General features: G+C 40.8%; 12 protein-coding genes. 5 read left to right on the top strand and 7 right to left on the bottom strand.

Annotation, left to right across the window (positions count from 1 at the left end; all coding sequences use genetic code 11):
• The first annotated feature begins 18 nt into the window (after positions 1-18).
• Positions 19-762, top strand: coding sequence for an NYN domain-containing protein (locus FCN14_RS02835; RefSeq protein ID WP_138429576.1), 744 nt, complete (start codon positions 19-21; stop codon positions 760-762).
• A 21-nt stretch (positions 763-783) separates the two neighbouring features.
• Here the strand turns inward: FCN14_RS02835 and FCN14_RS02830 are convergent, their stop codons facing one another.
• The 3 genes from FCN14_RS02830 to FCN14_RS02820 are packed head-to-tail and all read right to left on the bottom strand — an operon-like array spanning position 784 to position 4,964.
• Positions 784-1,668, bottom strand: a complete 885-nt coding sequence (locus FCN14_RS02830) for a cell division protein FtsX (protein WP_138429575.1) — start codon at positions 1,666-1,668, stop codon at positions 784-786.
• 15 nt (positions 1,669-1,683) lie between these two features.
• Positions 1,684-3,681, bottom strand: a complete 1,998-nt coding sequence (locus tag FCN14_RS02825) for a putative porin (protein WP_138429574.1) — start codon at positions 3,679-3,681, stop codon at positions 1,684-1,686.
• The gene (locus tag FCN14_RS02820; RefSeq protein WP_138429573.1) at positions 3,678-4,964 is read right to left on the bottom strand and encodes a competence/damage-inducible protein A; all 1,287 of its coding nucleotides are present in this window, start codon (positions 4,962-4,964) and stop codon (positions 3,678-3,680) included. The genes FCN14_RS02825 and FCN14_RS02820 overlap by 4 nt, the downstream gene beginning before the upstream one ends.
• Positions 4,965-5,094: 130 nt before the next feature.
• Between FCN14_RS02820 and FCN14_RS02815 the strand changes: the two genes are divergently transcribed.
• From FCN14_RS02815 to miaB, 4 genes are all read left to right on the top strand, one after another.
• The gene (locus tag FCN14_RS02815) at positions 5,095-5,706 is read left to right on the top strand and encodes a CDP-alcohol phosphatidyltransferase family protein (protein ID WP_246043085.1); all 612 of its coding nucleotides are present in this window, start codon (positions 5,095-5,097) and stop codon (positions 5,704-5,706) included.
• Entirely contained in the window at positions 5,678-6,151 is a 474-nt protein-coding gene (locus tag FCN14_RS02810) for a phosphatidylglycerophosphatase A family protein (protein WP_138429572.1), read from the top strand. The genes FCN14_RS02815 and FCN14_RS02810 overlap by 29 nt, the downstream gene beginning before the upstream one ends.
• Positions 6,152-6,218: 67 nt before the next feature.
• Positions 6,219-6,860, top strand: coding sequence for an orotate phosphoribosyltransferase (gene pyrE / locus FCN14_RS02805; protein WP_138429571.1), 642 nt, complete (start codon positions 6,219-6,221; stop codon positions 6,858-6,860).
• A 356-nt stretch (positions 6,861-7,216) separates the two neighbouring features.
• Positions 7,217-8,581, top strand: coding sequence for a tRNA (N6-isopentenyl adenosine(37)-C2)-methylthiotransferase MiaB (gene miaB, locus FCN14_RS02800; RefSeq protein ID WP_246043084.1), 1,365 nt, complete (start codon positions 7,217-7,219; stop codon positions 8,579-8,581).
• A gap of 107 nt (positions 8,582-8,688) precedes the next feature.
• Here the strand turns inward: miaB and FCN14_RS02795 are convergent, their stop codons facing one another.
• From FCN14_RS02795 to FCN14_RS02780, 4 genes are all read right to left on the bottom strand, one after another.
• Positions 8,689-10,554 (bottom strand): transthyretin-like family protein, encoded by a 1,866-nt coding sequence (locus FCN14_RS02795; protein ID WP_138429570.1) that lies wholly within the window; start codon positions 10,552-10,554, stop codon positions 8,689-8,691.
• A gap of 228 nt (positions 10,555-10,782) precedes the next feature.
• Positions 10,783-11,586: a DUF4382 domain-containing protein gene (locus tag FCN14_RS02790; RefSeq protein ID WP_138429569.1), complete on the bottom strand. Its 804-nt coding sequence runs from the start codon at positions 11,584-11,586 to the stop codon at positions 10,783-10,785.
• A 167-nt stretch (positions 11,587-11,753) separates the two neighbouring features.
• Entirely contained in the window at positions 11,754-12,656 is a 903-nt protein-coding gene (locus tag FCN14_RS02785) for a hypothetical protein (protein WP_138429568.1), read from the bottom strand.
• 14 nt (positions 12,657-12,670) lie between these two features.
• Positions 12,671-13,918 (bottom strand): early set domain-containing protein, encoded by a 1,248-nt coding sequence (locus FCN14_RS02780; RefSeq protein WP_138429567.1) that lies wholly within the window; start codon positions 13,916-13,918, stop codon positions 12,671-12,673.
• Positions 13,919-13,922: the final 4 nt, after the last annotated feature.

Raw genomic sequence — 13,922 nt, 5'->3', positions numbered from 1 at the left:
TCGCTTTATTACAAATTTATGGAATCCAATATTTCTGATAAGCTAGCCGTACTTATTGATGCAGATAATGCGCAACCTGCTATTGTTGAGGGACTTCTGGCTGAAATTGCCAAATATGGTACTGCCAATGTTAAACGGATATACGGGGATTGGACATCTACTAAATTACGCGGTTGGAAAGAGCATTTGCTGGATCACTCCATACAACCTATCCAACAATTTGGTTACACTACCGGTAAAAATGCGACCGACAGTGCTATGATTATTGATGCCATGGATCTTTTGTATACCGATCAATTTGATGGTTTTTGTATCGTTTCCAGCGACAGTGATTTTACAAAGCTGGCTGCACGCATTCGTGAAGCAGGTTTAACGGTATATGGATTCGGTGAACAGAAAACCCCGGACCCATTTGTTGCTGCCTGCGATAAATTTATTTACACCGAAGTTTTACGTAGTGAGGAAGAGAAAGAGACTGATCGTTCTTTCAAGCAAATGTCTACCAATGAGTTAAAGCAAGATACCAAGCTTGTAAACCTTACACGCAATGCTATTGAGGCTTCATCAGATGAAAGCGGGTGGGCTCACCTTGGACAAGTTGGCAGTTATATCGCCAAACAATCTCCGGAATTTGATCCCCGTAATTATGGCTACCAAAAACTGGGAGAGCTGGTGAAAGCAATTAGACTATTTGAAATTGAAGAACGCTCTACCGGACAGGGACAATCCAAAGCAATCTATATCAAAGATGGCCGAAATTAGATAAAAAGAGAATTTGAGTTTCTACTCAGAAATGGAAGTTTTCTTAATAAACCTTCTTGCCGCCCATTGACTTCCCAGAAAACCCATAAACATCGACAACAATAACATAGCACCACACAGATAGTACCATCGTCCAAAGGGCCATTCCAATATTCCGAATTGGGGCACATAGTGGGGCAAAACATATTGGAAAGAGATATACATTACCCCTATAGAAAGCAAACCGGCTATTATTCCCTGCATAATTCCTTCTACCACAAATGGGCGACGAATAAAGGTATTAGTAGCCCCTACAAGTTTCATCGCTTTAATAAGTCCGCGTTTGGCATATATAGTAAGCCTGATCGTATTGAAAACGAGTACAACAGCTGCTAAAAGGATTAACAGCCCCAGTCCTACCCCAGCAGTGGCAAATGTCCTAAAGCGATCTTCAATCATTTGCAACAGCTGTTGGTTGAACTTCACTTCCTCGACACCGCGGTAGTTCTTAATCGCTTGTACCAAGGAATCAACTTTAGTAATTTCTGTTTCCGGTTTTATTTCCACTCGAAATGATGCCGGTAAAAAATCGAGCTTTGCCAATGATCCCCCACCTGCCCCAAATTCTTGCTTAAAAATAGTTGCTGCACTGTCCTTAGAAATATAATTCACCGTCTGAACTAAGTTACTCCGGTCTATCTTGTTGGAAAGCTCACGGGTAGTGCGCTCATCTAAATCCATCAAAAATACTTCTACATCAATAGACCTTTTAAGGGATTGGCCTACTTCATAAGCGTTATAAGAAACCCTTGTTAGTACCCCAAGTAATAAAACGGCAATGAAGAGTGAAAATATAGAGGTGAATGCAGCTAGACGGGCACGGTTCAAACCAGCCATCCCTTCTTTAATTATATATCCTAGACTCATTATCAGTATCTCATTTTAATTTCTAAATAATGCACGTACACCAAAAATGAAGCGACGTTGCGACATGGGGTATTGAGCTGTCTCAAAGTAGCCGAGTTGACTAACATCATCAAGCACATTTTGCCAACGCAAAAGAAAAATAATAGAGCGAACACGGGCTGTAATATCCACATCCATGCGGTTATAAACAGGCAAAAGCTGATCCTGGCTTACTGGTTGCCAGGTATCTAGTTCTGGATTGTAATGGTCGGCCTGGTATTGAAATGGAGCAAGCATCCCGGAGACTCCTGCTTTAACATAGGTCGCACGATCAAAAAGATAACCCTTCCAATAGGCGCTTCCCTTAAGCCATATACGTTCAGACGGGTTCATTGGAATCTGGTTATCCGGCTTCAAATAACTATCTGCAAAACGATGTACAGTAGCCGATCCCTTGAATTCAAAATGAGTTAAATCCCAATTAAAAAAGAAGGTAGCAGACTGCGAAGAATATCCATTCACATTGGTAAAACTGGAATCTGTAGCCATGATACCATCGGTAATATCCTTATATTGCCCTCGCAATCCTATCTCGGTTTCAGGATTAAAATGATAGCTTAAGGTACCCCGTACTTCCTGAATATTTTCATTGCTGAGTTCTGAATTGCCTTTATAACGTGTAGAATTCCAATACAGCTGTTGCTGAGTAGGCATCAGGGTACCAGATGAGGCTCCAGAAGTCAACGTAAAGCCTCCTAAGTGTAAATCAGAGCTTACATTGAGTCGGTAAGACTGAAACCCATCACTCCGCAATTTGACAGCCGCCCCCCCGGTAAAGTCTATTATTGGAGTAAAATCTAATGAAATACGTCCTTCCCCATTTAGCAGTGCCCAGTTTGAGGTGGGCAAACTTCCATCAGCAGCTGTTTTGTTAAAAAATTGCTTGCCTTCAGCCGACGTTTCGATAGTGATATCCCCGACAGACCACCACTTTTTTGCTGTGGCCCCAACAGAACTAACTTTATAACTTGTGGTATCACTGTTCTGGGTAAGAGATCGCTCATTGCCACGGTAATTAATACCGGCACGAAAGTTATCCTTTGTCACCAGGGAATCGGACTTCCGTTTATAATAATTCAGTGCGAGTAAGCTCGAGGTTCTTTGAGAGTTACCGGAATTTTGATTGGCTGTAGCTCTAAATCGGTCAAAGTTATATAGACGCAGATCGGGAATACCATATCCAAATGGACGTCCGATATCATAATTATTATTGATATAATTGAGCTTCAAATACTGATTCCTAGATAAATGATAGCTCACCTTTCCAAAAATTTGGCGCCCAGTGATTTCTGAGTTTGGATATTCTCCACCTGCCCTTCGATCCCAATAACTGAGTTCGATATTCATGCGACGAGATAAATTATGGCTGACCTCAAATTCAAGGTCCCGTTTAGAAAACTTACTTTCACTATAAATGAGTCGTGATAATGGCTTGCTTAAATAGTTTTGCCGTAAAAAATAGGTCTGCCGGTTTTGCGTACCTAAATCCTGCTGGTAGACAGTACCGATTTTATGCTGTGGAATCAATGACCAATGAAGGGCTCCCGAAACGGGATCATTTAACAAAACTCCTTCCCAATATAACTGCTGGTGACGAGGTTCATGCGCATTGTACTGTACGGCATTGGAACGCATACTTGTTCCCATCCGATAACTAATCACTCCCGGATCTCGATTCAATTTATAGGTCCAGTCAGGCCATATCTGCCAGCGAAGGGTACTGTCAGTAGCACTTACTTCTGCACCAAGGGGAGCACGAAATTCCCAGGGCTGTACGGTAAAAGCTGAGCCACTTTTCGATGACGAAGAATCCGAAAACTCATCAATAGACACCGTTTGCAAGAGAGAACTATCAGCAATCACAGAATCGATGCCTACTACCTCAGTAGCCAATGTATCTACCTGGGCTGTTGCAGCGCTATAAAATGCTGCAAAAATAAAGAGTGTGCAATATGTAAAGCGCAGTATTCTCAAGCCTGATTCTTTTTGAGTCCGTATGGCATTTCATCGATATCCAGAATACAGCGTCGAACCATTTCTAATGCAACGGCTGCAGATCTTTCTTTATTGATCAAGCGATCATTAGTAAAACGAGCATCAAGGGCAAAATGCTGTTTGTTACTGTAAAAACCTATCCAAACAGTACCCACCGGTTTTTCTTCTGTCCCTCCCCCAGGTCCGGCAACACCGGTAGTAGAGATGGCCATATCTGTACCCAGTTGTTTGGCAGCTCCTTCTGCCATTTCAAGAGCTACTGCTTTACTTACAGCGCCATACTGCTCGATACTTTCACCATTGACGCCCAATTGATTCATCTTCACTTCATTAGAATAGGCACTAATACCCCCTTTGAAATAACGGCTGCTGCCTGGAATATTAGTAATTGCATTCGCAACATATCCTCCGGTACAACTTTCAGCCGTTGCCAGCAACAACTTATGTTCTGCAAGTGTTTGTCCAACAGCTTCAGCCAGTGTCAGATCTTTACCCTCTCCAATAATTAGATATCCGGCTTTTCTTTTAATATGCTCAATGACCGGTTTGATCTTTTCATCCACCTCTTCTCTGGAACTACCATATGCGCTCACACGTATGCGAGTCCCCTGCGGACTCGGAAGATAAGCCACACTCACCTCCTTGGGAAGTGTAGCCGTAAGATCGCCAATAATTCTATCACTCAGTGTACTTTCTCCTACTCCTGCAGTGGTTATATAATGCGAATACCGAAAGACTGATTCCCTATAACTGCTTTGAATTTTTGGCAATACCTTTTCATTCATCAGGTGCTTCATCTCGTAAGGTACGCCTGGTAATACAGCAAGTTTGGTCCCCTGTCTGTCAAACCACATGCCCGGAGCAGTACCCTGGCTATTGAACAGGGCTTCGCAACAATCTGGCACTTCTGCCTGATGATAATTTGATTTACTAAAGGGAATATTCCGCTCTCTAAATACTTTTTTTATAAATTCTAGAATTTCCTTGTCCACTTTCAATTCACACTCAAAAAGTTCTGTAACCACTTTCTTAGTGATATCATCATGTGTAGGGCCAAGACCTCCTGTTGTTATTATAAGGTCAGCTTCATCGAGTGCCGTATTTAACGTTGCTTTCATGATTGCATAATCATCACCAATAGTGTGAACATGTGTCACATCAATACCAATTTTAGTAAGTACATCACCCAGCCAGCTGGCATTGGTATTGATCGTATCTCCTATAAGAAGTTCATTACCAATACTTATAATATGGCACTGCATACACAAAAAATTATTATTTTTATGGTGATAAAATCGGAAAGCAAAATATTAAACTCTGGCAGCTTTTCGAAGCTCTTTTATTCTTTTGAAAAAAGATTTAATTCTATATAACAATTAGTATCTTTGACGCGTGCGTCAATTACCCAACATATTAAGTACGATCCGGATTATTCTGGCTCCCATTTTTCTCATGCTATACGTGCAAGAAGAAGCCGTATGGCGTGCCCTCAGTGTAGGCATTTTCGCTGTTGCCGTTGTTACCGACTTTTTTGATGGCTACATTGCCCGACTCTATGGCGCACAAACCGATTATGGTGTTTTCCTTGATCCCCTGGCAGACAAGTTCTTAACCTTTGCAGGTTTTATCTGTTTACCCTTTATTGATGCGAACCAATTTCCATGGTGGGCCATTGGTGTTATTGTTTTTCGCGATATCCTTATAACAGGTATGCGCATTCTGGCCGACTATCGAAATATCAGCATGGAAACACGGTTTACAGCCAAAGTAAAAACGATGGGGCAAATGTTTTTCCTTTACATGGTACTTCTCGTCGGGGTTTTTGTAGAAACCGACGTTTGGTTGAGCACCTACTGTATAGAACTAATGCAATCGGGGATATTATCCTGGATGATGATTGCTATCGTTATGCTAACCGTCTATTCCGGCTTCGAGTATATTTACATTAACAAAAACCTTTTTTCGTATCCAAATAATGCAGAAACTGAAACCGATCCTCGGTAGCTTTTTTTACGCAGGCTTTTTACCTAATGCACCCGGAACGTGGGGCAGTCTATTTGCCTTAGTTCCAATATATTTTATCGGTGTTTATACCCCTTGGTATGGTATTGTACTATTTACAATATTCACTTCCTATTTAACAGTTTGGGTTTCCGAAGAGTGTGAACGGGTTTGGGGTGGCGACCCTTCTCCCTTAGTTATGGATGAGCTTGCCGGCCAAGGAATGGGGTTTATTGCTATATCTTTTACAGGAGTTATTAATTATGATCTACTTCTGTTATTTTTGGGTTTTATATTTTTCCGATTTTTCGACATTCAAAAACCACTTGGGGTTGATAAACTTCAGAAACTGCCTGGTGGTTGGGGTATCTTAGTAGATGATCTGCTGGCCGGTTTTTACGCCTTTTTATGCTTAAAGGGCGTTGTGTGGGCCTTGCAAATTATATAATACATTATTTTAATACATTGATAATCTGAAAAGACTATCATCAGTAACAGCATTAACAATTAGATTTATGATAATTGATCAACAGTTCGCAGAAGAAATAGCATTAGATTTATTAGATATAAATGCAGTCATTTTACGACCTAATGACCCTTTTACCTGGTCTTCAGGCTGGAACTCACCAATATATTGTGATAACCGACTGACCATGCGGTATCCCAAAATACGTAAGAAAATCGCTCAAAAACTTGTTGCTTTTATTAAAAAGGAATACCCCGATATTGATGTAATAACCGGAACTGCAACTGCAGGTATTCCGCACGCGGCTTGGGTTAGCGAAAATATGGATAAACCTATGTCTTATGTTCGAGCCAAAGCAAAAGCATATGGGCTCGGAAATCAGATTGAAGGTGGCATACAGAAAGGGGAATCCACAGTCGTGATTGAAGATCTAATCTCTACAGGCGGCTCTGCCATGTCTGTAGTCGAAGCCTTACGCTTCGTAGGAGTTAATATTGAGGCTGTACTTAGTATCTTTACCTATGGCTTTGACAAAGCAATCCAACGCTTTGATGAAGCTGATATATCAGTATATAGTTTAACCGACTACCCTACCCTTATCCAAGTAGCGAGTAAAAATAACTATGTAGATGCAAGTGATTTAAAAACTCTGGGAGAGTGGCGGTTAAATCCTGAAACATGGCCTAACTAATTACTGCTGGAATCAAATCCGAAATCCAGATCCGGGTCCTTAAATAGGTGCCAGAAGTTTTAAAACCTATCAACCATAAGGCCCGAAGAAATTGCACTCCAAATAAACATATGAAACGGCAATCGCAGTATCTCAGAGCGAGGTTAAAGAATTTTCCTTTCCCTCTTTGAGCATAAGCTTATCTCTTTCTAGGACGGTAACCCGGTAACAGAAATGAACGGAGATAATTTTTAAAAGAGGGAGTTTATTTTAGGTTCTGGTTACTCTATTTTTACTAATCTATTTAGCTTTCATAAAAAGTCTATCTCTTCTTATATTTCATAGCTTAATCAATCAGCAATTAAACCCCGTATACATTGGATCAACGCAACTTTTATATTGAGACATACGGCTGCCAAATGAACGTCTCAGATACCGAAATAGTTAATTCCATTCTTATGGAAGACGGTATGGAACCAGTAAATGAGCCCGAAGATGCAGAAGTTATTTTCGTAAATACCTGCTCTATTCGTGATAACGCTGAAGAACGGGTTTGGAATAGGTTAAAAGAGTTCAAAGCACTAAAAAGGGAAAAAGACGGTGACCTAACCGTTGGGGTTCTTGGCTGTATGGCCGAACGAATCCGTGATAAAATCATGGAAAAAGAAGAGTTGGTTGACTTAGTTGTGGGGCCTGATGCATATCGAGACCTTCCTAAACTTCTTGCTGATGTGGACGATGGCCGCAAGGCTGTGAACGTGCTTCTTTCACTTGAAGAAACCTATGCTGATATTAAACCGGTCCGTCGTAATGATAATGGTGTAAGTGCATTTGTCACCATTATGCGAGGGTGTGACAACATGTGTGCTTTTTGTGTAGTCCCCTTTACCCGTGGCCGTGAACGAAGCCGGGATGCTGAAAGTATTATCGAGGAACTTGAACAGCTTAGTGAACAGGGATACCGTGAAGTCACATTATTGGGGCAAAATGTAAACTCTTATGATGATGGAGAACATTCATTTGCCGACCTGATGTATAAGGCAAGTCAAGTTGATCCTGAAATGCGGATTCGCTTCTCTTCTCCTCACCCCAAAGACTTTCCAGAGGAACTTTTACAAATAATTAGCGAGCAACCAAACCTTTGCAACTACATTCATATTCCGGCCCAATCAGGTAACAATGCGGTATTAGAAAGGATGCGTCGCCCATATACACGCAAACAATATCTCGATCTTGTAGATAAAATGCGCGAAATTATACCAGGGGTAACGCTTTCTACAGATATTATTTCTGGTTTTTGTGATGAAACTGAAGAGGAGCATAAAGATACTCTGTCCTTAATGGCTAAGGTTAAATATGATCTGGCCTATATGTTCTCCTATTCTGAACGTGGTCGCACGCTGGCAGAACGCAAATATGAGGATAACGTGCCAGAAGATGTTAAAAAGCGACGACTCTCAGAAATTATTGAACAACAGATGGATATACAGGGAGAACTGAATGAAAAAGAAATTGGGCGCCGTCATTTAGTCTTGGTCGAAGGCACCAGTAAGCGCTCTGATGAACAACTGTGTGGACGAACAGATACGAATAAAATGGTCGTTTTTGATCGACCTGGCCATATTGAAAAAGGTGATTATGTAGAAGTAATGATTAAAGATTGTACTTCTGCTACCCTGATGGGAGATTTTGTCAAGAAAAGTAGCATAGAAGAATTTGACCAAGAAAAAGTGGCCGTATAATAGTTTTTCTTGCCTATATTCTGTTTCCTCTTTATAAAAAAACGGAGTGCTTGTTTGCACTCCGTTTTTTGTTTGGCCTTTACTAAGGTTTATTACTACTAAAAGAATTACTTTTTACAGAAAGCAATCTTATCATACCGATTATGAGGTGTATGGTCCCCGTCAGTAAGTAACACTTGTACACTCATACTCACAATATATGCACAAGGATTTAAGTCAGCAACGCTAAAGTTAGGTGTTGCTGTTCCGTAATGATCACCTGATGTTGGAGCTGCAGGAATATTAAAACCATACGGACCGCCCGGACCTGTCATATTAATATTAACCGCTCCCAAATTGGGATGAGCTGCCGTGAACAATATGTCCAACTGATCAGCAATACCAGAACACCCATTGCCTTGTAGTTGATCAATGTTAACCATTGTTACAGCCAGCTGGTCATTTCTAACATTAGAATACCACGATGGATGACTATCAATACCATCATATAGAGTGTTATTGACAGCAATATGCTCACAGATACCTGTAACCATTTCAGTAGCAGAATTTCCCTTCTCTCGAACAATCATCCGGATAGCAAAGTGTTTGTTTTCTACAAGGGGTTTTCCTGTTGAAGTCGAACTATCGCCCGTAACCAGCCCCGATAGGTCTACATCGTTGAATGGAGCCAGAGTTCGGGTATTTAGAGCTACTAGATTATGATTTGGTGTAAAGTAGCCTCCCCCTGAAGAATCGAGTGGATGATCATCTTCCTGTGGCACCTGTATCCAATCTTTACCACTGCTATCAGTAATAATGGATACCGGTATTTCATCAGGTTGATTCGGCTTTATGACGTAATCCACATTTTTAATGGGATTTGGACTTGATGCCGGAAAGGCAGGATTCGATTTTTGTAGTACTCCCATTTTTTGCTTACCAAGTTGGCTTTTCTTGACTTGTTTCCAACTTCCTGTTGGATTTCCATTTGAATCAACCTCTCGTGTTTCAAAACGGTACTCTAACTGTTTGCCATTGTACTTTTTTGACAATGTGCCGTTTAATCGGAGGGTACGAAAAAAGGCCCTACCTTGTCCATTAGTTAGCCCGGTACCTGGAGGTATGCTGTCAATGTCATTTTCATAGTCATAGCCACCGATGTTCGTAAAAGCTGGCTTAGGTTCTGGTGGTGGCGGTATTTTATCATGCGACACACACAGATTTACGCAAAAACAGGCACCTGCATTTTCCCGGTCAGGTTGTCTACCTCTTGAAGGATCCTCAGCTAAAAGGGGAGTGCCCATTGGGGTTTTTATGGAAAAGTATAAGTCAGGTCCGCCTACCAGTTCAACATCTAAAACAGTACCTTTTTTGAAGTCGCTGGCGGAGTAGTAAATTCTAAAATATCCATTAGCGTCCGTATATCCCGACCCAAGATCATCATCTTGTAACCAATCACGGTCATGAGCAAAAACTTCAACATTCGGTATAGGGATTTCGGTTTTGCAATCCAATATTTGGCCACATATAACATAGCCCCCCAATTTTTCCCGTATACGGCACCAATAACGGTAAGGAACATAATACTCCCAACCAGCTTTCCTTTTATCTTCTTCACCCCTGGGATGCGGTTTATACACATCAGCTGTAAATTGAACAGGATCAAGATTTTGTGGGCGTTTTTCTTGGCCGGGAACTGATTCTACGTACACATCAATTTCAAATGACTCCCCATTATATCCTTTTATTTTATCCAGATTAAAATCGAATCCGCCATTGATATTAGTCTCGGTTTCGGCAAGAAGATAATCTTGCTTTGCCTCTAACTCTTTCTTTGTTAATATCCGGAAATTATTCTTGGGTTCATCAGTTGCTAAAAGCGTTTCATCTTGGGATTCTCTTAACCTATATAATCGTATTTTAACATTTGGTATTTTTTCATTACAACCGTCACAAAGACGTCCATATAGTTTACCTTCAAAAATATAACTCATAGTATACTCTCTTGGTTATTTTTGTCATTAGAAATGGTAGTAATCCCCAAAGAATATGAGGGCTCTTAAGATGATTGTATTATTATACAATAGTAGGACCTCTGGAAAGGGGAAACCTTACATATTAACTAAATTTGGTTCAACATAACTACTCAATGTACTTGATATAAAAAAGGCCCACACCCAACAGATGGGTGCGAGCCTTGGGCTTCGGGGAATAGTACTTAATTAGTTGGATGAGGGTACTGTTACAGTACCGATATCATTGGTTGATTCAACAGTGACGTTTACTCCCTCTTCAATAGTTTCGCTGTAACTATCGTTTCTAGGATTAACAGAAACATCATATGCACCCTCTTCTAATCCAATTAGCTTGAACTCGCCATCCGCAGTATCGGCAATGGTAGATGCCAATGTATCTGAATTTGCGATAGCATAAACGACTGGTTCAGCTTCAATAGGGTCAACGGTACCTGCTATATTACCTGTAATAGCTTTTTCTTTGGCATCAATTACAGGTTTGAGTACATATTTTCCACTTTCACCTGCTTTAGTAACTGATCTGCTTGCTTCGAAGTCCAGCAATAGCACGTACTCAATATCTGGTTCAATTTCTGCATTGATATTAAGTTTTACCCCTGTCTGTTGACCACCCGGAGCTTTCATTGAGTATGGTTTTCCGTCTACTACAACACTATGTCCGGTACCACTTAAAATCAAACGAATTTGATTGTAGGTCCCCGCCTCCAGTTCACTTGTTCCTATTACCGAAGTAGCACCGTTTACAAGGTCCAACAGATTGTATTCTTGTTGAGGCTCATTAAGGGTAATCCACCCCGAGCCGTCTTGGGATTCCACCTCTACTCTTTCTATGAATACATTTACTGCATCGGCTGAATCGATAGGGGCATCAGTCATCTCTACAGTCATCGTACCAGTATCACCATCAGAGCTGGTGTTACAGCTAACAAAAACCATTGAAATTATAATCAGAAGAGCAATGGGGAATGAAAGTATCTTTTTAGTTATCATAATATTATACCCTTTATTAAGATTTAATTCTTAGACCATTTCTACTTTATTCTGTCCTTATGACGAGTGGAATAACTAATGGTTACAAGGTATTTTCATTTTTTTTAAAAAGATAAGGCTGCTATTTTACAAGCAGCCTTTTACGTACATATAAATTGTAATGAGCTTTATTCGCCGTTTCGTCCTTGATTGTTACCCTTATTCCCTGTGTCTGGTTTGTTCTTTAAACCAGGAGGGATATCACCCGGAGGACCGCCTCCAACCTTACCATTAAATAAGTTTTGTAGTATCTGCTTTGCGGGAATGCCGCCTTTCATTTGTCCTGCTACCCCTTTCACTACAGACGCTGCAGGTAGTTCACTTTGCTGTTGTGCCATCTTCATGGCTGATGGTAATTTTTGAAGGTCAGAGGCTTTAAAACCACCTTTTACGGCACGTACAATAAGTTTAGAAGAAGCATTTGAGTTATCAGCAGACGAAGGGAGATCAGGTAATATCCCCATTGCTGCAATAACTTGGGGCGGACTAGACTTTGCTAGTACAGACCGGTTAGCAATTTCGTTCAATACTTCAGTTACAGCTTCAACAGACATATTCTGCATAATGGATTTAGAGGCTGTTGTTGTAAGCTCGTCTCTAAATTCTTCTTTTGTCATTGTTTTTTGCCTGTTTACCATCTCCTGCACTTGGGGCTTTTTCATCCACGGATCAACAATTTGTGCCGATTGCTGAATACTTCCCTGCATTTTTTCAACTACCGTGAGCACCCTTGGTCCCGGTATCCCTTTTGAAAACCCTTCTAAAGCTTTCTGAATAATAACTTCAGATGGTAGGTTTTGGTTCGCCATGGAAATAGCGGGTTTCATTACTCCTTTTGCCTGCTCCAGGCTCAATCCTTTATTTACAACTCTATTTTGTAATTCAGTCAACACCGTCTCGCTGATTCCTGCCTGCTTAGCTTTTTCAATCCATTCTTGCATATCAGCTTGCTGGGCGAATATGTTAGCTGAAGCCATAAAAATCATGGCCACTACTAGTAATAATGTATTTATCTTTTTAACTAAAGTCATAATGCTTCTCTGTTTTATTCAACCAATAAAATTGCGTTCTCACTTCCATATCCATCATCTACCGTATAGATTTCCTTAGCAAACGGTAGCCATTTCTCTGAATCCCCTTGCCGCTGAAGAATTTTATATTCATAACTGCCTGGCGATAAATCAAGCTGGGCTGCGTAGTTATTATTGTCTTGCTTTCGAAGCGGTATTCCCGCCTTATTCCAATTATTAAATTCGCCTACCAGATATAACCGTCCCTCAGTATTGTAATTAAGGTGTAGATGCTGACTGCTTTCTTTGATCGTCCATTTTGGACGAACGTGATCGGCGTTTTTTCCAAACTCAGGTGTAAAGCTGAAACGCACTCCGCCAGAGACCTTATAATCACTGGTTGTGATATTTGAGCTCTCAGAATGAAGCTGTAGAAATTGAAAAGAAGCAAAGAGAGTAAAATATTCGTTAACAGGCAGTGAACCGCTACTCCCTAATTGAGCTATGCGATCAGTGTTTTGTACAGTCGTAGTAGTTTGTCCACCACCGGGACCTGAACCCGGAGGCCCTCCTCCAGGGGGACCTCCCCCTGTATTAGTCTCCTCAGAAAACTCTGTTATATATTGTTGAAGACCAATATTTAACCCGATATTGGCACCATTGCTAAAGTGATAACTTACTGTGGTATTCGCATTAAAACCTTCTTGCAATCTGGGAAAAGTATTAAGAGAACCATATAAACCAGCAGTAATACTCCATTCATAACTTGGCCATGTTTCCAATTCCATGCCGTATATATCAAATCGACTACTGCCTGTTGGCCGATTTTGAGCATCCTGGTAATTCCTGAAATTCGAACCCGCCTTAATACGAACAGAGGTAAAAGGTGAAATAAGCCAGGTTATTTTAGGTTGAATCCATCCTATACTTCTACTGTAGGTAGAACTAAAGTAGCTACCTCCCACTTCAACTCCTGCACTTACGCTATTAAACCGATGGCTATAATTAACAGTGCCCATACCTCCTTTCCAGTTTTCACCAGAATTAAATATCGGCTCATAAAGCCCCCCTGCCGTAATGGAGATAGAGTTTTTATTCTTATGCCAATAAGATTGCCATAATACAGATGTAAAATTATATCCCGATTCTACTGAACTATCCCACTCAGCTAAAAATGGGTTAAGATAGCTATTGGTCGAATAGCCAAAGCGTGAATCAACAGACACAGTATTTTGCCACTGCTGACTTTTACCCAACGTTGTTATTGCTAGTGAAATACTCATAATA

This window comes from Fodinibius saliphilus, from assembly GCF_005869845.1.
In the GTDB taxonomy this organism is placed as follows: Bacteria; Bacteroidota; Rhodothermia; order Balneolales; family Balneolaceae; genus Fodinibius; species Fodinibius saliphilus.
This window is presented reverse-complemented; position numbering and strand designations above follow the sequence as displayed.